We start from the raw sequence: 22487 nt of genomic DNA, 5'->3' as shown, positions 1-22487 counted from the left end.
AAGCCCCGCGACCGAATGAGGCGCAGGGCAAAGGAATTGGTTGGTTACGGCCAACCAAAGGAGCTCGTTAAAACTTTACTTGCTGGCGACCGTCTCTGGTTGCCAGCCGCCGCCCAAGGCTTTGTAAATCGCGACAATGCCGCGATACTGTTCGACTTCGGCCTGGGCCTGAGTGTCTTCAGCCGCCAGGCGCTCACGCTGGGCGTCGAGCAGGACGAGGAAGTCCGAAGTGCCTTCGCGGTAGCGAATTTCGGCGAGGTCGGCCGCGGCGCGGCTGGATTCGCTCTGACGAATCAGCGAGATCAGGCGTTGCTGGCGTTTGCCGTAGTCGCTAAAGGCGTTTTCCGATTCTTCCAACGCCAGCAGTACTTGCTGCTCGTAGGTCGCCAGGGCGCCTTCGGCATCCGCATCGGCGCCTCGTAAACGGGCGCGCACGCTGCCAAGGTCGAACGCAGCCCAGGTAATGCTCGGGCCCAGTGCCCAGGCGTTGGCCGCCGAGGAACCGATTTGCGAACCGCGCCCGGCGGTGAAGCCAAGGAAGCCGCTGAGGCTGACCCGTGGGAACAAATCAGCCTTGGCCACGCCGATACGGGCGGTGGCGGAGGCCAGTTTGCGCTCGGCGCTGAGAATGTCCGGGCGACGTTGCAGCAGTTCACCCGGATCACCGATCGGGAGGGCCTTGGCGATCGCAGGCAAGTCTTTTGGACTCAAGTCGACGGTCAGTTTGTCCGGACGTTCACCCAGCAGGGTGGCGATGCGGTTTTTCTGTCGAACCTGTTCAGCCTGCAATTGCGGCACGCTGGCTTCGACGGACGCCAGGCGTGCATCGGCGCGCTCCACATCGAGCTGATCGCCGACACCGGCATCACGCAGGCTGATAGTGATCTTGCGCGACTCCTGCTGATTGTTCAGGTTGGCCAGGGCGATCTTTTCCCGCAGCTGCGCACCGCGCAGTTGACCGTAGGAATCCACCAGTTCGGCAATCATCGAGACTTGCAGTTGGTACAGATCAGCCTCGATGGCTTGCTGTTCGGCATTGGCCGACTCCAGGTTGCGCTGGATACGTCCAAACAGATCAATCTCCCACGCCATGTCCAGGCCCAGGTCGTAGCGTTCGCTATTGACCCGCTTGGTGGTCTGGCCCGGAATCTGACCTTTGGCCAGGTCACTGCTGACCCGGCTGGTGATGGTTGGCATGGCGTCATTGCTGACGTCATCGCGAATTGCCCGGGCCGCTTTCCAGCGAGCGAAGGCTACGCGCAAATCACGGTTACCTTTCAGCGATTGAGTCACCAACTGGTTGAGGGTCGGATCTTCGAACTGCTGCCACCAGATGCCTTCGAAACGCGAGCGGTCGAAGTTCTTCTGACCGGCGCTGCCATCGGTGGCGGTCGTGATGTTGGCCGGCTCAGTGGCTGGGGTCTTGTAGTCCGGGCCGACGGCACAGGCACTCAGGGCCAGAACCAGAAGGCTCGGCAGGAAGGCTTTCAGGCTCATTGTTGCGCCTCCAGTTTCAGGGCCTTGGCCGCTTTGCGCTTTTCACCGCGCTCCACAAAGTTACGAATCAATACGTAGAACACCGGCGTCAGCAACAGACCGAAGAAGGTCACCCCGAGCATCCCGGAGAACACTGCTACACCCATGGCATGACGCATTTCGGCACCGGCACCGCTGGAGAAGACCAGAGGCACAACACCCATGATGAACGCGAAGGAAGTCATCAGGATCGGACGCAGACGCAGACGGCAGGCTTCCAGCACCGCGGCGAGCGGGCTGAGGCCTTCATCCTGCTGTTTGTCCTTGGCGAACTCGACGATCAGGATCGCGTTCTTACAGGCAAGCCCCACCAGTACGATCAGACCGATCTGGGTGAAGATGTTGTTGTCGCCTCCCGAAGCAATCACACCGGTGATGGCCGACAGCAAGGTCATCGGTACGATCAGGATCACCGCCAGTGGCAGGCTCCAGCTTTCGTATTGAGCCGCGAGTACCAGGAACGCCAGCAGTACGCAGAGCGGGAACACAAACAGTGCGGTGTTACCGGACAGAATCTGCTGGTAAGTCAGGTCGGTCCATTCGTAGGTCATGCCGTTCGGAAGTTCTTCCTTGAGCAGTTTCTCGATGGCTTTTTCCGCTTGGCCGGAGCTGTAGCCGGGAGCTGCTGCACCGTTGATTTCAGCGGTGATGAAGCCGTTGTAATGCATCACACGATCCGGGCCCGAGGTGTCGCTGACCTTGATGAAGGTCGCCAGCGGGATCATCTCGCCTTTGTTGTTACGCACTTTCAGCTGACCGATCTGGTCCGGTTCGAGACGGAACTGCTGTTCAGCCTGAACGTTGACCTGGTAGGTACGGCCGAAGCGGTTGAAGTCGTTGGCATACAGCGAACCCAGGTAGATCTGCAAGGTGTCGAAGATGTCGCTGACGGCCACGCCGTGGGTCTTGGCTTTTTCGCGGTCGATAGCTGCATCGACTTGCGGCACGTTCACGGTGTAGCTGGTGAACAGGGCGGCCAGTTCCGGCACGCTGTGGCTCTTGGTGATGATGTTCATGGTTTCTTTGTACAGCTCGTCATAGCCCAGGTTGCCCCGGTCTTCGATCTGCAGGCGGAAACCACCGATGGTGCCCAGGCCTTGTACCGGCGGCGGCGGGAAGATCGCCATGTAGGCTTCCTGAATCCCGGCGTACTGGCCGTTCAACGCACCGGCAATTGCACCGGCGGACATGCTCGGATCTTTACGCTCGTCGAACGGTTTAAGGGTGACGAACACGATGCCGGCGTTAGGGCTGTTGGTGAAACCGTTGATCGACAGGCCCGGGAAGGCCACCGCACTTTCCACGCCCGGCTGTTTCAGAGCGAGGTCGGACATGCGTTTGATCACGTCTTCGGTACGGTCCAGGCTCGAGGCGTCCGGCAGTTGCGCGAAGGCCACCAGGTATTGCTTGTCTTGGCCGGGTACGAAACCGGTCGGAGTGCTGGAGAAACCGAAGAACGTCAGTACCATCAGGCCTGCGTACAACAGCAGGGCGATGCCGCTGCTGCGGATAACCCGGCCCACCGTGCCGACATAGCCATGGCTGGCCTTGTCGAAGAAGCGGTTGAACGGACGGAACAGCCAGCCACCGAAGATCTTGTCGAGGACCCTGGAGAAACCGTCCTTCGGCGCGTCGTGGCTTTTGAGCAACACCGCAGCCAGGGCGGGCGACAGCGTCAACGAGTTGAACGCCGAGATCACAGTCGAGATCGCAATGGTCAGGGCGAACTGTTTGTAGAACTGCCCGGTCAAGCCGGAGATGAACGCGGCCGGGATAAACACCGCACACAGCACCAGCGCCGTTGCGATGATCGGGCCGGTCACTTCACGCATGGCCCGTTTGGTTGCTTCGACCGGCGTTAGTCCCAGTCCAATGTTTCGCTCGACGTTCTCCACCACAACGATGGCGTCGTCCACCACGATACCGATGGCCAACACCAGGCCGAACAGTGAGAGGGCGTTCAGCGAGAAGCCGAACAGGTGCATCACCGCAAATGTACCGATCAGCGAAACCGGCACCGCCACCAACGGAATGATCGAGGCGCGCCAGGTTTGCAGGAACAGGATTACCACCAGAACAACGAGGATCAGTGCTTCGAAAAGGGTATGAACCACCGCCTCGATGGAGCCGCGCACGAAGATCGTCGGATCATAGACGATGCTGAAGTCCATGCCTTCCGGGAAGCTCTTTTTCAGCTCCGCCATCTTGTCGCGCACTTCGTTGGAGATTTCGATCGCGTTGGAACCAGGGCGCTGGAAGATCGGGATCGCCACCGCCGGTTGGTTGTTCAGCAGCGAACGCAAAGCGTATTGGCTGGAACCCAACTCAATGCGAGCGATGTCTTTCAGGCGAGTGATTTCACCGTTTTCGCCGGAGCGAATGATGATGTTCTCGAACTCTTCTTCAGAAACCAGACGACCTTGCGTGTTGACCGACAGCTGGAACGCGGTGGCATTCGGCGCAGGCGGCGCACCCAGTGCACCGGCAGCCACCTGACGGTTCTGTTCGCGGATTGCGGTCACGACGTCGGTGGCGGTCAGGTTACGCGAAGCGGTCTTGTTCGGATCGAGCCAGACACGCAGCGAGTAATCGCCCATGCCGAATAGCTGCACGTCACCGACACCGCCCAGACGCGCCAGCTCATCCTTGATGTTGAGCAAGGCGTAGTTGGACAGGTAGAGCATGTCGTAGCGTTTGTCCGGCGAGGTCAAGTGCACAACCATGGTCAGGTCGGGCGAAGCCTTGTCCACGGTGATACCGATGCGCGTCACTTCCTCGGGAAGTTTTGGCTCGGTCCGGGTCACACGGTTCTGCACCTGTACCTGTGCGTTGTCCAGGTCAGTGCCCAGCGCAAAGGTGATGGTCAGGGTGATCTTGCCGTCAGCGGTGGACTGCGAGGACATGTACAGCATGTTCTCGACGCCGGTGATGGCTTGCTCCAGTGGAGCGGCCACGGTTTCACCGATGACTTTTGGGTTGGCACCCGGGAAGTTGGCGCGGACCACAACGGTCGGCGGAACCACTTCCGGGTATTCGCTGATCGGCAACTGGAACAGCGAGATGGCGCCGGCGATCAGGATCAGCAGCGACAGCACCGCTGCAAAGATCGGCCGTGAAATGAAGAATTGGGAAAAATTCATCGTAGAGATCCCTTAACCGCGTGGAGTCGCAGCAGCCAGTTTCACAACCGAACCCGGCGCGACCTTGGCAGGTGCGACTTGGGGCAGGTTGCTGGCTTCCAGCGCTTGTCGTTGTTGTGCGAGAGCCGCGAGGGTTTGTTCACTGGCCATCGGGATCACTTCAGGGGTGACCGGCGAACCAGGGCGAACCCGTTGCAGCCCCTTGACGATGACGGTGTCGTCCTTGTTCAGGCCGTTGCGCACGATGCGCAAACCTTCGATCTTCGGACCCAGCTCGACCGAGCGGTAAACCGTCTTGTTGTCGGCATCCATCACCAGCACGAACTTTTTACCCAGATCGGTACCGACCGCTTCGTCGTTGATCAGCACGGCGGAATAGGTGCCGCTACCGACCAGTTTCAGGCGGGCATACAGGCCCGGGGTGTAGGCGCCGTCGCTGTTGTCGAACACGGCACGACCGCGGATGGTGCCGGTTTTCGGGTTGACCTGGTTGTCGACGAAGTTCATCACGCCCTGGTGTGGGTTGCCGTCTTCGTTGGAGAGGCCGAGGTACACCGGCGTGGTAGCACCGCGTTTGCCCTGGCGAGCGAGCTGGGTGTATTTGAGGAACACACGCTCGTCAGCGTCGAAATAGGCGTAGACCTTGTCGGTGGACACCACACTGGTCAGCGCGGTGGTATCGGCGGTCACCAAGTTGCCGGCGGTGATTTCCGCACGGCTGACGCGACCACTGATCGGCGCGGTAACACGGGTGAAACTCAGGTTCAGTTTGGCCAGGTCCAGTTGCGCCTGGAGGGCACCGACGGCGGCGCGGGCTTCTTGAGCAGCGCTGGTGCGCGAATCGGCCAGCTCGGCGGAGATCGCGTTGCTGGTGCGCAGACGTTCGCCGCGCTGGGACTCGTTTTCGCTGCGGGTGGCGTTGGCGCGGGACTGGGCAACCAGGGCTTCAAGGCGGCGGACCTCGGCCTGGAATGGACGCGGGTCGATCTGGAACAACAGGTCGCCTTTCTTGACCAACGCGCCTTCAGTGAAGGCCACTTCATCGATCTGACCAGAGACCCGTGGACGAATTTCTACGGTTTCCGGTGCTTCGAGGCGGCCGGTGAATTCGTCCCATTCGTTGACCGGTTGTTCCAGCACCTTGGCCACGCTGACCTTGGCTGCGGGCATAGTGGCGGCCGTGTCCGGAGTCTTGCCGCAGGCGCTCATCACCAGCACGGCCAACAGGGCCAACGGGAAGCGCAAATGTTTGAGTGATTGTTCCATGGATGCATCCGCCAATGTATTGAGAATGGACGGATGATGCTCGGCGAGGATGTATCGCACGAATCGAATGAGGCAAAGGTAACTATCATTCGGAATGATATAAGCCGCTGCCAAGCTCTCTAGCCTGCGCCTTTCGTTAGGCGGCTATCAATTAGATTGATGACAATTCAGTGTTGCGGGGAGTGCAAAGATAAGGTTCGAAACCGTGTCGCGGCTATTTGCGAGCAAGCCCGCTCCCACAGGGGAACGCATTCGAAATGTGGGAGCGGCGGTGCGGCGATCCGACTTGCTCGCGAAAGGGCCTGAAGCCCTCACACATAATCAGGATCAGGCCAAACTGTCCGGATCCCCAAAAAACATCTGAATCCGCGACCTTAACCAACGCTCGCCGGGATCATTATCCTGCGACCCACGCCAGGCCATGTGCAATTCAAAACTGCGCACAGGCAACGGCGGTTCTTCAGCCCGCACACCGCCGGCCGCCGTCAACGCTTCAGCCGTGTAATCCGGCACGGTCGCGACAATATCAGTCCCGCTGATGAGCGTGCTGAGCCCGTTGAACTGCGGCACTGCGAGCACCACATGTCGTTTGCGTCCGAGCTTTTCCAGTTCTTCATCTATAAAGCCGCTCAGGTCACCGGCGAACGACACCAGCGCATGAGGCCGTGCACAGAAATCATCCAGGCTCAACGGCCCCGGCACCGTGTCGGCCCGCAACAGCTTCGGCATGCTGCGACGCAGTACTTTGCGCTTGGCGTTGGCCGGCAGGTCGGCGGTGTAGCTGACGCCGATGGAAATTTCGCCCGAGGCCAGCAGGTTCGGCATCAGAATGTAGTTGGCCCGACGCACCACCAACACGATCCCCGGCGACTCGGCACGCAGGCGCTTGAGCAGCATCGGCAGCAGGGCGAATTCGACATCGTCCGACAGGCCGATGCGAAACACCGCAGTGCTGGTGGCCGGGTCGAATTCCGCCGCACGACTGACTGCGGTGGAAATCGAATCCAGTGCAGGCGAGAGCAGGGCGAAGATTTCTACCGCCCGGGCAGACGGTTCCATGCTGCGGCCGGTACGCACGAACAACGGATCATCGAACAGCCCGCGCAGGCGCGAGAGTGCCGCACTGATGGCCGGCTGGCCGAGGAACAGTTTCTCCGCAGCGCGGGTCACACTGCGTTCGTGCATCAATGTTTCGAAAACGATCAACAGGTTCAGGTCGACACGACGCAGGTCATTACGATTCATCTGGAGTCCTGGCAGAGTCATCAAGCTTGACGAGAGCGGCCATATGAGAACAATGGCCGGCATGAATATTAAGGGGAAAGACTGCTACTCTGCACCGAGTAATTCAGTTTTCCTGAAAAGGATGCTTCGGTTTTCACGGCATTTGATGATGTCACCGGCGCTGCGGAATCAATGACAGGCATGTCGACTATTAATAGCCACTGATAGTCTTGGGTAGAAAGCCCAGATAGAGTTCAGGGCATTAGAGGTTTCTTTGACGAGGTTTGCGATGTCCCGCACGATCCGTTTTCACAAGTTTGGTCCAGCCGAGGTGCTCAAATGCGAAGAGCATGCGGCCGCTCTCCCTGCGCCGGGCGAAGTGCAGGTGCGCGTCGAGGCGATTGGCATCAGCTGGTACGACATTCTCTGGCGCCAGAACCTGGCCTCGTCCCACGCACGTCTGCCTTCAGGCCTTGGCCATGAAATGTCCGGTATCGTGACGGCGGTCGGCGAGGGCGTCGATGATCTGGCAGTCGGCGACAAGGTCGCCAGCTTCCCGGCTGAAAGTCCCAACGATTATCCGGTTTACGGCGAACAGATCGTTCTTCCGCGCTCGGCACTTACCCGTTACCCGGACGTGCTCAGCCCGATCGAAGCCAGTGTGCATTACACGCCGCTGCTGATCGCTTACTTCGCTTATGTCGATCTGGCACGGGTCAAACCCGGGCAATTCGCCCTGGTGACTGACGCCAGTCACTGTGCCGGTCCGTCCTTTGTACAACTGGGCAAGGCTCTGGGTATCCGGGTCATTGCCGCGACCAAGACGGCGGAAGAGCGTGAGAATCTGCTGTCCCTGGGTGCCGAGAAAGTCATCGTCACCGAAGAACAGGATCTGCTGATGCAGATCAACAAGATCACCGACAACCGTGGCGTGGACGTTGTGTTCGACGGTCTCGGCGGTCCACAGATGTCGTTGCTTGGCGATGTGCTTGCACCTCGCGGCAGCCTGGTGCTGTATGGCCTGCAAGGTGGCAACCAGACGCCGTTCCCGGCCTGCGCAGCGTTCCAGAAGAACATCCAGTTCTTTGTGCACTGCATCGGCAACTTCACCGGCAAACCTGAACTGGGCATCATCCAGGACCAGGTCGCACTGCAACGCGCCTTGCGCGACATCAACCAGATGACCGCCGACCGCGTGCTGCTGCCGCTCAAGACTCGGGTCTTCCCGTTTGCCGAGTTTGTAGAAGCACACCGCTACATGGACGAATGCCCATGCCGCGAACGGGTCGCCCTCCAGGTCGAACCTGCATAAGCCCTTCAAATAAGCCCCCTCTGCAAGAGTCCGTGCCCACGGACTCTTCTGTTTTCAACACCTGCCAAAATGAGACGTCCCATTGCCCCATCAATGGGTCAGTTCAGCAACTGAACTGGTTTTTGCTCTCAATCTGTATCTTCTAATCATCATATAAGCCTTGATAATTGAATGATTACTTTCATCTCAAGGAATGAGTCATGGCTGGGTATCAGGTTGATACTTTTCAATACACACCGTTAATACATATCCGACCAATAGTTCGTCGCTGCGCAGTTGCCAAAAAAACATGGGTGACTTCTTTCTCTATTTCTTGTGCTAATTGTCTGTGGGACGCTGTCGGACATTTCCTAGGATGTCGCTCGCAGTCGCAAGAGGCCGGCTCTACAGGGGTTGGCGACCACCTGTTTCTGGCGGGAGCAGGGGAGACTTCTAGTTATTTCAAATAATTACTAAAAGCTTAAGTGCTAGCATTTGGCAATAGCGTCCAGTACTTCAATCGTGGCAAGCAACACTTTGCGCAATGCGTGTCGTTGTTGGCGCGATATCGAACTTACAAGCATCAGGTAAATTAAGATGACCAATATCCATGACCAAGCGATGAACTATGTCTATCAGCAAGTGCTGCAGCGATTGCTGAGTTTCTTCTCGCGCGCCGAACGCACGGCATTGCAGCTGATGATTCAGCGGCTGGTGGTGGCCGCCGGGGGCATGGAGCGTATTGGCGATTACAAGGTACTGGCGATTCAGTCCGGGTCCCGTGACAGTTGTTACACCCTGGCGATGCTGCGCGCGGCACAACTGAGTATCGCCGGCCGGGCGCCAGCGACATTCCAGTTGCGAGTGGCATCCTTGCGCTTGAACGACGCAAGCCCTGCGGCCCTGGAAAACATCCATCGCAGCTACAGCGCCTTGTTCCTCTACGACGATCCTCGGGTCGAAGTGTTGATGGTTGATAACCGGGAAGTCCTGCCGTTCAACCACCTGACACCGATTTCCGAAGGCGGCCGTGAGTCGAATCGGCTCAATCTTTTGATGGTTGGCCATCGTCGCGCCTGGAGCGGGCCGCTTGATCTGTGGGACGACGGGTATCTGGCCACCGGCGAGTTCCATGGGCAAATAGCTCGATGGGACAACGGTGTCGATGCATTGATCAGCAGTGACTCACCTCGTCAGCAGAAGCAGTTTCTAGGCGGGTTGAAGCGTGCTGCCGCCAAGGCCGGGCTCAAGACCTCGAACCACCACGAAACCGGCTACGAGGGGCTTTTCGCGTTGCTCGACGAACTGGGCAGCGACTGCTACCGCGCTTTTTATGCTGAGCATGACCAGGTTGCGTGGCGTCCGGGCGAACGATTTGAGGCCTGTCGTCGCACCACGTACATCGACATTCACGACATGCTGGTCAGCAACCTGGAAGAGCGTTGGCCGCTGCTCACAGAGTTTCTCGGTTTTCAACCTGACGAACTGGCGGCTCAGCTCAGCGACAACGAGTACGTCAGCCTTTCTATCTCTGCACACATGCGGGGTTTGCAGTCGTGCTTCATGCACGACCGCGGCTACGAGACGGGTGTCGCGGAATACCTGCAACGGGCCTTGGTGATGATGCGGCGCAAACAACTGGCGGAACGGTTGTGCGAGCAAGCGGTAGAGGCGTTCGGTAATCCGGCGACGTTGGCCGAGCAGCGCGTGCTGGCAGCGGCCGAGGCTCAAAAAAACCTTGGCCTGAGCGAGGCTCAACTGGTGTGCCTGCTCTTTTCACCTTTCGTCGAGAATGGCGCGGCGCTTGAACGTTTTCTGCGCCAGTGCCACCCCGGCATGCTCGTGGCGATGCCTGATTTGCACCGGGCAATGCAGGGCAATCCGGTGCCGGAGCAGGTTCTGCAATGGATGACCGACGTCAGCGGGTTGCCTGTCAGCTTGATCGGCACGCTTTACCGCATGGGCCCGGTGTCTGCGAATGAGGGTAGGGCAGGCACCCCGGAACTCGGCGGCGCGGGTTTGCAAGCCGAAGCAGCCGACTATGACGACGACACGGCGGTGGCGGATGAATGGTCAGCGGAGCGCTGAAAGTGCGTGGCTTGACAGATTTCCTGACGATGCATGATGACGTTCACACGGCATTCGGCCCTCGCCCATGAAAGGGCCACGAGAAACTGATTTCGCGTATCAGGCGGTGTACCGATATCTGACTAACCTGATCAACGAACCGGTCAGTGACACGCGAGTCCGCCTGCCTTCGTTGCGACAGTTGGCGGAGCGTCTGAGCGTGTCGATCTCGACCATTCAGTACGCTTATTCGCTTCTGGAGAAGGAAGGGCGCGTTTATTCGGTGGCCAAGTCCGGCTATTACGCGTTACCGGTGTCCTCCATCAGCACGCTCAGCAGTGGCAACGACCTGCTTGAAACCGTTTATGTCAACGCCAGACGTCCCGGAATGCTTGTCTTGAGCGCCGATGAACCGGCGTTGTTGCAACCCCTCGACAGTCCGTTGTTACTGCTGGAGCGAGAACTGCTGCGCCAGTATCCGCGTCAGCCGCAACCGACATCGCAACCTTGCGGTGAGCTGGAATTGCGCATTGCCCTGGCAGCGCGCTACACCACCTCGCCGCTGCGTTGCTGGCACGCAGACGATATCTACATAGGCGCTGACCTGCGTGGCGTGCTGGAAATACTGATCGCTGTGTTGAATCTCAAGGACGCCACGGTGTTGGTCGAGTCGCCGTGCGACTGGGCGATTCTGCGGTTGCTCCAGGCTGCGCAGGTGCGAGTGATCGAGCTGGCGGTGCAATCCAGCGGTGGCCTGGACGTCGAATGGCTCAAGGAGCTGCTGGAGACCGAGCCGGTGCGGCTGGTGATGGTTTCATCTGGGCTGAACATGCCGCGGGGCAGCCTGGCACCCCACGACAACCGACAAGTCGTCGCGCAGTTGCTGGAGCGACATGGCAGTTGGGTATTGGAAAACGACTGCTACGGCGAACTCGGATTCGAACCGGACGGTCAGCGGTTTCGCGACTTGCTGGACCCCGATCGGCTGATCGTGTTTTCGACCTTCGAGAAAATCATCGGGCCCGAAGCGCCCTATGGCTATTTGCTGTCGCGGCATTTCAGTGCCGAGCTGCAACGGCACTTTCTACTGCGGTCGTTCCGCTTGTCACCGATTCGCCAGAAAGCCATCGCGCGCTTGTACGGCAACGGACGTGTCGATCAGCATCTTCAGGTATTACGGCGGATGCTCAAGGACCGCAAGGTGCAGATGACGCAGCTGTTGCAGGAACGTCTGAGCGATGCCTTGCACTTCGTTGAACCCCAGGGCGGTGCAACCATCTGGGTCCGTTCGCTGCGCCAGGTCGATGTACGTCGGGTGTTCCAGCGCCTGCTCAAGCATCAAGTGGTGATCGCACCGGGAGAGCTGTTCAGTCTGCAGGGCTTGCACGCGCAACACTTGCGCCTGAGTCACACCTTCGGCGGTGACCACGACCTTGCCGCGGCGTTGGGCCTGTTAGGCGATGCCTTGCGTCTGGAATCGATCGATTGAACCGGGCTCCTTGTTACTCGTGGATCGATCCCATCGCGTTGTGGTCGAACTGCCAGTAAACTGCGTTCCTATTCCTGAACCACTCGACTTCAGAGGTTTTGCATGACACTCAGTCCTTTTGCGGGCAAACCGGCACCGGTAGAACTGTTGGTCGACATCCCGCGACTGGTAACGGCCTATTACACCGGCCAGCCCGATGCCGCCATCTCGACCCAGCGCGTAGCTTTTGGCACGTCCGGACACCGAGGCAGCTCGTTCGACTTGAGTTTCAACGAATGGCACGTCCTGGCGATCAGCCAGGCGATCTGCCTGTACCGCGAAGCCCAGGGCATTGACGGTCCGCTGTTCGTCGGCATCGACACCCACGCGCTGTCCACCCCGGCCGGCGCCAGTGCCCTTGAAGTGCTGGCCGCCAACGGTGTCACGGTGATGATCGCCGAAGGTGACGAATACACCCCGACACCGGCCATTTCCCACGCCATTCTTTGCTACAACCGCGGGCGTACGTCGGGCCTGGCGGACGGCATCGTCATCACGCCGTCGCACAATCCGCCGCAAAGCGGTGGTTATAAATACAACCCCACCAACGGTGGCCCGGCCGATACCCACATCACCAAGTGGATCGAAGCCAAGGCCAACGAACTGCTGAGCAACAAGCTCGCTGGCGTCAAACGCATCAGCTACGAGCAGGCGCTGAAGGCCAGCACGACCCATCGCCACGATTACCTCAATACTTACGTCGCCGACCTGATCAACGTGATCGACTTCGACGCCATCCGTGATGCCAAGCTGCGTCTGGGTGTCGATCCGCTGGGCGGAGCCGGGGTGCGCTACTGGTCGGCGATTGCCGAGCATTACTGTCTGGACCTGGAAGTGGTCAACAAACAGGTCGATCCGACCTTCCGTTTCATGACCGTCGACTGGGATGGTCAGATCCGCATGGACCCATCGTCCACTCACGCCATGCAGGGCCTTATCGGTCTGAAAGAGCGTTTCGACGTAGCATTCGCGTGCGACCCGGACCACGATCGCCATGGCATCGTGACCCCGTCCGGTGGTTTGCTCGCGCCGAACAACTACCTCGCGGTATCGATCGACTACCTGTTCCAGAACCGTCCGCAGTGGCGTGCCGATGCCGCCGTGGGTAAAACCGTGGTCAGCAGCGGCTTGATCGATCGCGTGGCAAAACGTCTGGGTCGTCGCCTGTACGAAGTGCCGGTCGGCTTCAAGTGGTTTGCTGACGGCCTGTTCGACGGCTCTCTGGGCTTTGGCGGCGAAGAAAGTGCCGGTGCTTCGTTCCTGCGCAAGGATGGCAGCGTCTGGTGCACCGACAAGGACGGCTTGATCCCGGCACTGCTGGCGGCAGAAATGACCGCCCGCACTGGTCGCGACCCAAGTCAGGCCTATCGCGCCTTGACCGATGAACTGGGCGAACCGTTCTCGGTGCGCGTCGATGCCAAGGCCAACCCTGAGCAGAAGGCACTGCTGAGCAAATTGTCGCCGGATCAGGTCACCTCGACCCAATTGGCGGGCGAAGCGATCCAGAGCATCCTCAGCCATGCGCCGGGTAACGATCAGGCGATCGGTGGTCTGAAAGTCATGACCGAGAACGGCTGGTTCGCGGCGCGTCCGTCGGGCACCGAAGACATCTACAAGATCTACGCTGAAAGCTTCGTCAGTGACGAACACCTCAAGCAATTGGTGGCAGAAGCGCAAACACTGGTGGACGGCGCGATCTCTGCGAAGTAATCCAGAATGTAAAAAGGGGCGGCCATGACGGTCGCCCCTTTTTTTGTCCCGCTTTTACAAGATCAAGCCAGGTCCACCAGGACGATTTCACTGTCTTCGATGGCGGTCACTCGCAACACTTGCTCATCGGCAACCGCAATACCGTCTCGAGCTTGTGCACGCAAGCCATTGACTTCAATGACGCCAGTAGCGGGAACCAGATAGGCGCGACGGCCATTGTCCAGGCGATACTCGGCGGACTCACCAGCCTTCAGATTCGCGGCCACCAGTCGCGCATCGGCTCGAATCCGCAGGCTTTGATCGTCGCCGGCCTTGCCGCTTGCCAGTGTCACGAAACCTTCGCGCTGACCTTTCGGAAAGGGTTTGGCGCCCCAGGACGGTGCCAAACCGGATTCATTCGGGATGATCCAGATCTGGAAGATCCTGGTCTCGGTCGATTCCAGGTTGTATTCACTGTGGGCGATCCCGGTGCCGGCGCTCATGACCTGAACGTCGCCCGCTTCGGTACGGCCCTTGTTGCCCAGGTTGTCTTCGTGAGTGATTGCGCCTTCACGGACATAAGTGATGATTTCCATGTCCCGGTGCGGGTGTTTCGGGAACCCGGTGCCAGAGGCAATCACGTCGTCGTTCCACACCCGCAGGTTGCCCCAGTTCATGCGTTTTGGGTCATGGTACTCGGCGAACGAAAAGTGGTGATGAGCATCCAACCAGCCATGGTTGGCGCCGCCCAGGGAGTTGAAGGGTCTGAGTTCAAGCATGATCGTCTCCTGAAAAGGTTCGTCATGGGGCAGAGCGCCTGAGAACCGGTGGTTGATGGCGAGCATCATCTATCAAGCATCAATCGATAAAAAGCGTAAAAAATGCCTCAATACAATCGAATAAACTGATATCAATTCGCCTCGAAAGATTCTCACCCAACCTTCACTTCATCGCATAAGCCAATGACCTGTAAGCATTTCACTAGAACTGAATGGCAAATGCAGACACCATAGCCCTCAACAGCCTCACACCCTGGAGTCAGCCCGCGTGCCGCAACACACCCCCGATCTTCCTCCTGAACTTCGTCCCCTGGCCGAGATGCCGCTGCTCAAGCGTCTGGCCGCCCGGTTCTTTGGTCACGGCCTGACGCGTCTGCGCGCACAACACCGGGCATCCTGGCTGCACGGCCAGGCCGACGGCTTTCGCAGCGGGCACAGCGCCGGGGTGGATTACGGCTATAAGGAAGGCAAACTTGAAGGGTTGGAGGAAGGCCGGCAGGTATTGTTGATCCGCGACTCGCGCTCCACCGAACACCGGCCGCCCAACGTTGACGACAATCTGTTCGACGATTGGCGTCTGCCGTTGAGCGCTGAGTTGAAGAAGCGCATGAAGACGGATGTCGCTCGACTGCTGCCACCGCACGCCCAGCCTAGCGCCGCGCAGTGGAAAATGATTTTCAGTGACACGCCCTCGACCTCGGTGATTGCCGGCGCGGGTGCGGGCAAGTCGACCACGTTGGTGTTGCGTATTTTGCTGCTGACCCATTATCTGGGGTTCGAGCTGAGTTCGATGACGGTGGTGACCTTTACCCGTGAGTCGCGCAAAGATTTCATCAATAAACTGATCGAGCTGTTTGCACTCTGGGGCCGGTCGCTCAGTTTCAAAGAGGCGCGTGATCTGGTGCGCACCTTCCATTCGCGAATCCTGCCGATGGTTCGCAGTCTGCCGGGCTTCGAGCGGCTGCAAGCCTTCGAAAACCTCAGTCACCGTGCGCAAAGCGGCGATGAGGAGGTGGACAGCAATCCTTTCGACCTGCGCATCAACGACGCTCAGCGCCAGCAACTCAACGCTTGCTATCACAGCCTGCACATGCGCAATGAGCGCTTTCGCGAATTGATCAAGCCATTGTCCCGTCACGCGCTGCAACTCAAGGAGCTGGAGCGCGACCACCCGGACGTGCAGAAGCGCATCGCCGTGACCGAACTGGCCGCCAAGCGTGATGAAGAGCTCTGCGACGCTATCGAAGATTTGTGGTTTCGCGCGGGTGCCTGGCCAATCAAAGGCATCGAGCCGAGGCGCCAGACGTTCGATATCAATGGCTCGACGTTTCATTGTCATGGCTATATTCCTAGCCTGGACGCTTGGGTGGTGCTGGGCTTCGATCCCCGGGAAAACCCGCAGGTCAGCCGCCCTAATGCCAAATTGAGCGTGCGCGCGGAATGGGCGGTCAAGCGCACCCTGTTTCAAGCTTTCTGTCGTAAACCATTGATATGGCTGGATAGTTATGAGTCATCAAAGCGGGTATTGGCGTCCCTTGGAGGCGATGCCAGTGCCGGGCCGGGCTTCGATTACAAGGTCAAGGGCGAGCTCAGCTCTGCACCGTTACTGGACTGTTTTGTCGCTGCCGCCGGATTTATCGAGAATCTTGGCCTGGATGTACCCAATGCTGTGGGCCAGATGAGTTTTGCCAAGGACGACCCGGACCGGTTTTTCTTCGAGGCCTTGAGCCTGTACTGGCGAGCGCTGGAAGATCATCTGCTCGATCAGAAGCCACCGGTGATGACCTACAACCGGATGTTCGCCTTATTCAGCGAACATTCACCGGAAAACCTGAAGCTGCTGAGCGATGAGCTGCTCAGGCCGATGTCGCACTTGATGATCGACGAATTTCAGGACGTATCGCCACAGATCGTTTCCTGGATTCGCGCGAGCCTCACGGAAATCCGCAGTCGCGGCCCGGCTATGCACGTGGCGCGCGGCGCACAACGTTCGTCGTTGCTCTGTGTCGGCGATGACTGGCAGTCCATCTATGGCTGGCGGGGCAGTTCGCCGACGTATTTCATGGAATTCAACAAGGAGTTCCCTTCGCCGAGCACGACCAAGGTGATGCTCAGCGACAACTATCGCAGTCATCAGCACATCATCGATGCCGCCGAACATATCGTTCGTGCGGCGCCGGCGATCGCAGGCAAGAAGGCCAAGGCCAGTGGTGAGCCGAAGGCGTTGTTGCCGGTTAACGTTCTCGATCGCGACGATCAAGGCATGGCCAAGCGCCTGATGGAGCACTACAGAAAAGGCGATTCAATCTTGATGCTTTATCGAAAAAGCAGCGATAAATCATTGATAGAAGAGCATATTCAGTCTGTAGTTAATGTGGATTCTAGCTTGCCGTACGAAGCGCGACGGCTCAAGCAACTGACTTACCACAGTGCCAAGGGACTTCAGGCTGACGCGGTGTTCCTGCTGGGTGATTGTCAGCACCTGACCAGTTCGCCGTACAAGAACCAGGTCTACCGCATGGCGGGTCTGGGCAAGGCTGGCGACAGCGAAGCGTACGACAGCGCACAGAAAGACGAGATCCTGCGACTGGCTTACGTCGGCATCACTCGGGCGGTGAGTCATTGCTATTGGTATGTCGATGGGCAAGACACCCAGGCAGCCAACCTGCCCAAAGCTTCCGATCGGATTGGCAAGGGCAAGGCGTTCTTTGCCGATCACCGACTGGGCAAGACATCGGCGTGAACCTTTGATCCATGCCCCACAAAAAAGCCCACTTAACGTGGGCTTGTTGTTGAGTGTTCAGCCTTCAGGCATAGCTCCTGAGGGCGGCTGGTGGAATGAAAGCTTCAAGCTCGTCTTCCACCGCTTCGATTATTCGTTCTACATCCGCAGCATTCATTACCGTCGCGCAAGGAATGCCGGCGATGGCGATCATGGTCTCGCCACTGGCACGGTCAAATAGACGGGCAATCATGCTGCCCGGCGCATCCATGCTCGCCTCGAAACCCATGGGATGAAAATGCCAGCGCATCAGCTGGCAGGCGTTTGGAAAGGTGACTTTACTGAACCCTTTATTCATATGCAGCCCGCCTCATTCATCGAGCGCTTCCTTTAGCTCATGTTAGGAGGGAAGAGCCTTCAATGGCTCAACCGGTGACTGCCTTTAAAAGTAGCAGCCAAATGTGAAAACAATGTGGATTTTTCAGGCCGTTTAGCGATTGGTTCAGTTTTTTTGATGCAGGTCATGGGAACGGTCGGTGTTCGGCAGTTGGCCAGCACTGGTTGGTCATTGAAGCCGAGACGGAATTTCGGCAAGCTCGGCGTTTTCTCGCCGAGTCCTTTATGCACGCCGATGATGATGGTCCGCTGCAAACCCAAGCCACGGGCGACACGGTGATGCGTTATCACTTGCGGTGGAAACACCGGGACCTGGACGGGGTGATGGCGCTCTATCACCCAGAGATTCAGTACAGCGATTTTTTCCAGAACCGTGTGATGGGGCTGTCCGAATTACGTGAATACGTGCGCAGCAGCATGCCCCGCGATCCCGATGAGGCTCTGGAGCACTCGGACCGTATTCGCCTGGACGGCAACACGGCGTTCATTCAGTACCGCATCACCCTTCGTGGCGGTGAAGGCCTGGTGTCGTTCCGGGCCAGCGAGGCGATTACCGTACGTGACGGACTGATCTGGCGGGTCAACGAGTATGCCTCGCTGGTGCATGAACAGCCCGTCAGCAAAGCCGCCAGCAGCCAACGCCCGGCGGTCAGTCGACTCGGGTTGTCTGCGCGCCAGCTGAGTTTCATGGCTGAAGACTTGCAGCAATATTTTCAGCGCCAACAACCTTATCTTGATCCCGAACTCGACCTGCAACGGGTGGCGAAGGAGTGCGGGTACAGCCGCAATCAGATTTCCTACCTGCTGAATCAGGTGCTTGGCCAGAGCTTCTATCGATACGTCAACCAGGCGCGCCTGCAGCACTTGCTCGCGGCACTGGATAACGCCACGCCGCCACTGCGTATCGACGAACTGGCGTTCGCCGCCGGGTTCAATTCGCTGTCGGCGTTCTATAGCTGCTTCCGTCAGCACACCGGCCAGTCGCCCAAGGCCTACGTAAAACAAATTTCTTTGCGTGCACGCGCGCAAGACAGCCTCTAAGCCCACGCACTAGGATCGACGCCATCGAAGTTTGAGTGGCGGAGTCTTGCATGTCGGCGTGGCGCACTATCAGTTTGTGGATGGATCAACTCGACGAGCCATTGTTGGCGCGTCCGGCGCTGGAACAGGATCTGGACGTCGACGTCGCCATCATTGGCGCGGGATACACCGGGCTCTGGACCGCGTACTACCTCAAGCGTCTGGCGCCCGACCTGAGCATCGCCATCGTTGAAGCGCAAACCGCCGGTTTTGGCGCCTCGGGGCGTAACGGCGGCTGGCTGATGGGCAATGTGCTGGGCGAAGACCGTTTGCTCGCCGACTTGCCGCCCGAACAGCGCAGGGCTTCGTTCGATTTACTGCACGGCATTCCGGATGAAGTCGGTAGGGTCCTCGAACGTGAAGACATCAATTGCGATTACCGCAAAGGCGGGGCGCTGTATTGCGCTGCTCGCTACCCGGAACAGGAAGCCAGCCTTCGGCACTATCTCGACACGCTCTACCGCCAGGGATTGACCGAAAGCGATTACCGCTGGCTCAGCCCCGAGCAGTTGGCGCAACAGATCAGAGTCGCCAAGCCTTATGGCGGTATCTATGCACCGCACGTCGCGACCATTCACCCGGCAAAGTTGGTGCGAGGTCTGGCTCGGACGGTGGAGAAAATGGGCGTCAGGATTTACGAGAACAGCCCGGTCACCCAATGGCAATCGGGTGGTCTGCGCACGGCGAAAGCTTCGGTTCGCAGCCGTTGGATCGTGCCGGCGGTCGAAGGTTATTCGGTCACCTTGCCACCGTTGGGGCGTTATCAGTTGCCGGTGCAAAGCTTGATCGTGGCCACCGAGCCGCTATCCGCTGCCACGTGGGATGAAATCGGCCTGAGTCGCGGCCAGGCCTTCAGCGAAAACAGCCGACAGGTCACTTACGGTCAGCGCACGGCTGACAACCGGTTGGTGTTCGGCGCGCGGGGCGGTTATCAGTTCGCGGCCAAGTTACGCCATGACTTCGACCTGACCACCAGCGAAGTGGAGCTACGACGTTATCTGTTTGGCGAACTCTTCCCGCAGCTCAAGAACGTGCGGATTACCCATGCCTGGGGCGGCAACCTGGGGATGTCCCGGCGTTTCAAGCCACACATGCTGTGCGATCAGGCCAGCGGCATCGCCTTGTCGGGTGGCTATGGCGGGGAGGGCGTCGGTGCCAGCAACCTGGGTGGCCGGACCCTGGCCGACCTGATTCTGCAGCGCGACACCGAGCTGGTTCGCCAGCCGTGGGTCATCCGTGGCGGGCTCGACGCGCTCAGGGCCTGGGAGCCGGAGCCCTGCCGTTGGCTCGGCTACAACGCAATCATCCGCAGCTTCGTCCACGAAGACCAGACCCTGGCCAACCCGGCCACCGCACCCTGGCGTCGCAAACTGGCCAGCGGCATTGCCGGCTTCATGGAAGGTTTCATGCAGTAAACGGCGCGCTCGTCATCTATAGGCTCAATCGACAGGTACTCCCATGAGCATCACGCAATTCAAGAACACCGCAACCCTGAAGCTGGAAGAGTCGAATCCGGTCGCCGTACCGCTGGGCATGCCCGTGGCAGTGGCCTCGATCACCAGTGTCGAGCGCGACGATGGCGTCGAAACCGGTGTCTGGGAATGCACGCCCGGCCGCTGGCGGCGACAGATCGTCGCCCAGGAGTTCTGTCACTTCATCCAGGGGCGCTGCACGTTTACCCCGGATGACGGTGAAACCCTGCACATAGAAGCCGGCGATGCACTGATGTTGCCAGCCAACAGCCTCGGCATCTGGGATATCCAGGAAACCGTGCGCAAGACCTATGTTTTGATTTTTTGATCCTCTGATTGCCTGCCAACAACAATAAACCCATCAGGAATCGACTCATGATCCGAAAGACACTGACTCTGGCTCCACTTGCGCTCTTCGCGACCCTTGGCCACGCGGCCGAGACCGTCAAGATCTACAACTGGTCGGAATACATCGCCCCGGACACCACCAAAAACTTCCAGAAAGAAACCGGCATCGCGTTCAGTTACGACGTCTTCGACAGCAATGAAACCCTCGACGGCAAATTGATGACCGGCAAATCCGGTTACGACGTGGTGTTTCCGTCCAACCACTTCATGGCGCGACAAATTCAAGGCGTGGCACTGAAGAAACTCGACAAGAGCCAACTGCCGAACTGGAAAAACCTCAACCCGGCGTTGCTCAAGGCCTTGCAAACCAACGATCCGGGCAACGAACACGGTTTCCCGTACCTCTGGGGCAGCACCGGCATCGGTTACAACATCGCCAAGGTCAAGGCCGTGTTGGGCGATAACGCGCCAGTGGACTCCTGGGACCTGATTTTCAAACCCGAAAACATGCAAAAGCTGCAGAAGTGCGGCGTGGCCATCCTCGACAACGGCCCCGAACTGTTGCCGGCGGCCCTGAACTACCTGGGCCTGCCGCATCACAGCAAGAACCCGGAAGACTACAAAAAGGCTGAAGCGCTGCTGATGAAAGTCCGCCCGTATGTCAGCTATTTCCACTCGTCCAAGTACACCAGCGACTTGGCTAACGGCGACATCTGCGTGGCCGTCGGCTTCTCCGGTGACATTCTGCAAGCCGAAAATCGCGCGAAAGATGCCAAGAACGGCGTCGACATCGGTTATTCGATTCCCAAGGAAGGTGCCGCGATCTGGTTCGACATGGTTGCCATGCCGGTAGACGCCCCGGACGAAAAGGCCGGCTACGCCTTCATGAACTACCTGCTGCGCCCGGACGTCATGGCCAGCATCAGCAATTACGTGCACTACGCCAACGGTAACGAACAGGCCGACAGCCTGATCGACCCGGCGATCAAGAATGACACCAAGGTCTACCCAAGCCCGGAAATGATGGGGAAATTGTTTGCGCTGGAGGCGATGCCGCTGAACATCGACCGGGTCCGTACGCGGGTGTGGAACAAGATTCGTACCGGGAGTTAAGGGTTCATATCTTGTAGTCATTGTGTGCTCATCGGGTTGACTGACACACTGTAGATTCCAGGCCTCCTTTCGATGAATCAGGAGGCAATGGAATGCCTGTTTGTACAAATGCGGGTCAGCTACGCGTTGGTCGCTTTTCTGAGTCAGGGCGCATTTATTTGCTAACGGTTGTCGTTGATCAGCGACAGCCGTTTTTTGCTGACTGGCAATTGGGTAGGTTGGTCGTACGAGAGTTGCGTCAAGCGCAGGAGGAGGGCTGGGGCGACTTTCTGACGTGGGTTGTGATGCCGGATCACATGCACTGTTTGGTGCAACTGCACGAGAGAACGTTGGCGGAGCTGATGTGCCGAATCAAATCCCGGAGTAGCTTGGCGGTCAATCAGGCGTTAGGGCGGCGAGGGCGGCTGTGGCAGAAGGGTTACCACGATCGTGCGGCTCGGCGGGAGGAGGATGTGAAGGCGCTTGCCCGGTATGTCGTGGCTAATCCGATCCGAGCGGGACTGGTGACGCGGGTTCATGATTACCCACTTTGGGATGCGTGTTGGTTGTGATGATTTGGCGACTGCTGCGCAGTCGAACGCAGCCTTCGGCAGCTGCTACAGGTTTCGCGTACGCCGCGATCTTTGTAGCAGCTGGCGTAGCCTGCGTTCGGCTGCGAAGCAGTCGTAAAAATCCAAAACACAACAAATCTCCAACTGATATCAATGCGCTGGAACTCATATTAATAACTCACTAAAAGTGAGACACCATCGACAAAAAAGAAACTTACCTCTATTTAATAATTAAATAACCAATTGTCAGACAATTTGCGCAAACCGCCATCTAACAAACAATAT

Annotated in this window: 16 protein-coding genes; 10 read left to right on the top strand and 6 right to left on the bottom strand. The window is 58.5% G+C overall.

The window, feature by feature from the left end:
* Positions 1-75: 75 nt before the first annotated feature.
* The 4 genes from KGB23_RS10650 to KGB23_RS10635 all read right to left on the bottom strand — a co-directional run bounded on the left by KGB23_RS10650 (position 76) and on the right by KGB23_RS10635 (position 7187).
* Complete coding sequence (locus tag KGB23_RS10650) at positions 76-1497, bottom strand: efflux transporter outer membrane subunit (protein ID WP_223431057.1); 1422 nt, start codon at positions 1495-1497, stop codon at positions 76-78.
* Entirely contained in the window at positions 1494-4676 is a 3183-nt protein-coding gene (locus KGB23_RS10645) for an efflux RND transporter permease subunit (protein ID WP_223431056.1), read from the bottom strand. The genes KGB23_RS10650 and KGB23_RS10645 overlap by 4 nt, the downstream gene beginning before the upstream one ends.
* Before the next feature lie 12 nt (positions 4677-4688).
* On the bottom strand, positions 4689-5942 hold the full coding sequence (gene mexE, locus KGB23_RS10640; protein ID WP_223431055.1) for a multidrug efflux RND transporter periplasmic adaptor subunit MexE: 1254 nt from the start codon (positions 5940-5942) through the stop codon (positions 4689-4691).
* Between the two features lie 327 nt (positions 5943-6269).
* Complete coding sequence (locus KGB23_RS10635) at positions 6270-7187, bottom strand: LysR family transcriptional regulator (protein ID WP_223431054.1); 918 nt, start codon at positions 7185-7187, stop codon at positions 6270-6272.
* Positions 7188-7455: 268 nt separating this feature from the next.
* On the opposite strand from KGB23_RS10635, the gene KGB23_RS10630 reads away from it, so the two are divergent.
* The 4 genes from KGB23_RS10630 to pgm all read left to right on the top strand — a co-directional run bounded on the left by KGB23_RS10630 (position 7456) and on the right by pgm (position 13762).
* On the top strand, positions 7456-8478 hold the full coding sequence (locus KGB23_RS10630) for a zinc-dependent alcohol dehydrogenase family protein (protein WP_223431053.1): 1023 nt from the start codon (positions 7456-7458) through the stop codon (positions 8476-8478).
* A 576-nt stretch (positions 8479-9054) separates the two neighbouring features.
* Positions 9055-10545, top strand: a complete 1491-nt coding sequence (locus KGB23_RS10625; protein WP_223431052.1) for a hypothetical protein — start codon at positions 9055-9057, stop codon at positions 10543-10545.
* 67 nt (positions 10546-10612) lie between these two features.
* Positions 10613-12013, top strand: a complete 1401-nt coding sequence (locus KGB23_RS10620) for a PLP-dependent aminotransferase family protein (protein WP_223431051.1) — start codon at positions 10613-10615, stop codon at positions 12011-12013.
* Between the two features lie 102 nt (positions 12014-12115).
* Positions 12116-13762 carry a phosphoglucomutase (alpha-D-glucose-1,6-bisphosphate-dependent) gene (gene pgm, locus KGB23_RS10615; protein WP_223431050.1) on the top strand — a complete coding sequence of 549 codons (1647 nt, stop codon included), beginning with the start codon at positions 12116-12118 and terminating at the stop codon, positions 13760-13762.
* Between the two features lie 62 nt (positions 13763-13824).
* On the opposite strand, the gene KGB23_RS10610 is transcribed toward pgm, so the two are convergent.
* On the bottom strand, positions 13825-14520 hold the full coding sequence (locus KGB23_RS10610; protein ID WP_223431049.1) for a pirin family protein: 696 nt from the start codon (positions 14518-14520) through the stop codon (positions 13825-13827).
* A gap of 268 nt (positions 14521-14788) precedes the next feature.
* Between KGB23_RS10610 and KGB23_RS10605 the strand changes: the two genes are divergently transcribed.
* Positions 14789-17263 (top strand): UvrD-helicase domain-containing protein, encoded by a 2475-nt coding sequence (locus tag KGB23_RS10605; protein ID WP_223431048.1) that lies wholly within the window; start codon positions 14789-14791, stop codon positions 17261-17263.
* A 64-nt stretch (positions 17264-17327) separates the two neighbouring features.
* Here the strand turns inward: KGB23_RS10605 and KGB23_RS10600 are convergent, their stop codons facing one another.
* Complete coding sequence (locus KGB23_RS10600) at positions 17328-17600, bottom strand: DUF1652 domain-containing protein (RefSeq protein ID WP_008156356.1); 273 nt, start codon at positions 17598-17600, stop codon at positions 17328-17330.
* A gap of 263 nt (positions 17601-17863) precedes the next feature.
* Here KGB23_RS10600 and KGB23_RS10595 point away from each other — a divergent pair, with 263 nt between their 5' ends.
* From KGB23_RS10595 to KGB23_RS10575, 5 genes are all read left to right on the top strand, one after another.
* Positions 17864-18679 carry a helix-turn-helix transcriptional regulator gene (locus KGB23_RS10595; protein WP_140682769.1) on the top strand — a complete coding sequence of 272 codons (816 nt, stop codon included), beginning with the start codon at positions 17864-17866 and terminating at the stop codon, positions 18677-18679.
* Between the two features lie 50 nt (positions 18680-18729).
* Positions 18730-20133: an NAD(P)/FAD-dependent oxidoreductase gene (locus KGB23_RS10590; RefSeq protein WP_223431047.1), complete on the top strand. Its 1404-nt coding sequence runs from the start codon at positions 18730-18732 to the stop codon at positions 20131-20133.
* 43 nt (positions 20134-20176) lie between these two features.
* Complete coding sequence (locus KGB23_RS10585; protein WP_223431046.1) at positions 20177-20518, top strand: cupin domain-containing protein; 342 nt, start codon at positions 20177-20179, stop codon at positions 20516-20518.
* Positions 20519-20565: 47 nt separating this feature from the next.
* The gene (locus KGB23_RS10580; RefSeq protein ID WP_223431045.1) at positions 20566-21651 is read left to right on the top strand and encodes a polyamine ABC transporter substrate-binding protein; all 1086 of its coding nucleotides are present in this window, start codon (positions 20566-20568) and stop codon (positions 21649-21651) included.
* Positions 21652-21743: 92 nt separating this feature from the next.
* The gene (locus KGB23_RS10575) at positions 21744-22202 is read left to right on the top strand and encodes an REP-associated tyrosine transposase (RefSeq protein WP_223431044.1); all 459 of its coding nucleotides are present in this window, start codon (positions 21744-21746) and stop codon (positions 22200-22202) included.
* The last annotated feature ends 285 nt before the right edge of the window (positions 22203-22487 follow it).

Origin of the sequence: Pseudomonas sp. GL-B-26 (assembly GCF_019947405.1) — a bacterium.
Classification (GTDB): Bacteria; Pseudomonadota; Gammaproteobacteria; order Pseudomonadales; family Pseudomonadaceae; genus Aquipseudomonas.
Note: the sequence above shows the minus strand (reverse complement) of the source record. Positions and strands in the feature narration are given on the sequence as shown.

Bases quoted from the DNA above. Each gene is read 5' to 3' on its own strand.
- KGB23_RS10625 (WP_223431052.1), top strand. From the start codon at position 9,055: ATGACCAATATCCATGACCAAGCGATGAACTATGTCTATCAGCAAGTG.
- KGB23_RS10585 (WP_223431046.1), top strand. From the start codon at position 20,177: ATGAGCATCACGCAATTCAAGAACACCGCAACCCTGAAGCTGGAAGAG.
- KGB23_RS10590 (WP_223431047.1), top strand. From the start codon at position 18,730: ATGTCGGCGTGGCGCACTATCAGTTTGTGGATGGATCAACTCGACGAG.
- KGB23_RS10600 (WP_008156356.1), bottom strand. From the start codon at position 17,600: ATGAATAAAGGGTTCAGTAAAGTCACCTTTCCAAACGCCTGCCAGCTG.
- KGB23_RS10610 (WP_223431049.1), bottom strand. From the start codon at position 14,520: ATGCTTGAACTCAGACCCTTCAACTCCCTGGGCGGCGCCAACCATGGC.
- KGB23_RS10650 (WP_223431057.1), bottom strand. From the start codon at position 1,497: ATGAGCCTGAAAGCCTTCCTGCCGAGCCTTCTGGTTCTGGCCCTGAGT.
- KGB23_RS10580 (WP_223431045.1), top strand. From the start codon at position 20,566: ATGATCCGAAAGACACTGACTCTGGCTCCACTTGCGCTCTTCGCGACC.
- KGB23_RS10595 (WP_140682769.1), top strand. From the start codon at position 17,864: ATGCACGCCGATGATGATGGTCCGCTGCAAACCCAAGCCACGGGCGAC.
- KGB23_RS10645 (WP_223431056.1), bottom strand. From the start codon at position 4,676: ATGAATTTTTCCCAATTCTTCATTTCACGGCCGATCTTTGCAGCGGTG.
- KGB23_RS10620 (WP_223431051.1), top strand. From the start codon at position 10,613: ATGAAAGGGCCACGAGAAACTGATTTCGCGTATCAGGCGGTGTACCGA.
- mexE (WP_223431055.1), bottom strand. From the start codon at position 5,942: ATGGAACAATCACTCAAACATTTGCGCTTCCCGTTGGCCCTGTTGGCC.
- KGB23_RS10630 (WP_223431053.1), top strand. From the start codon at position 7,456: ATGTCCCGCACGATCCGTTTTCACAAGTTTGGTCCAGCCGAGGTGCTC.
- pgm (WP_223431050.1), top strand. From the start codon at position 12,116: ATGACACTCAGTCCTTTTGCGGGCAAACCGGCACCGGTAGAACTGTTG.
- KGB23_RS10575 (WP_223431044.1), top strand. From the start codon at position 21,744: ATGCCTGTTTGTACAAATGCGGGTCAGCTACGCGTTGGTCGCTTTTCT.
- KGB23_RS10635 (WP_223431054.1), bottom strand. From the start codon at position 7,187: ATGAATCGTAATGACCTGCGTCGTGTCGACCTGAACCTGTTGATCGTT.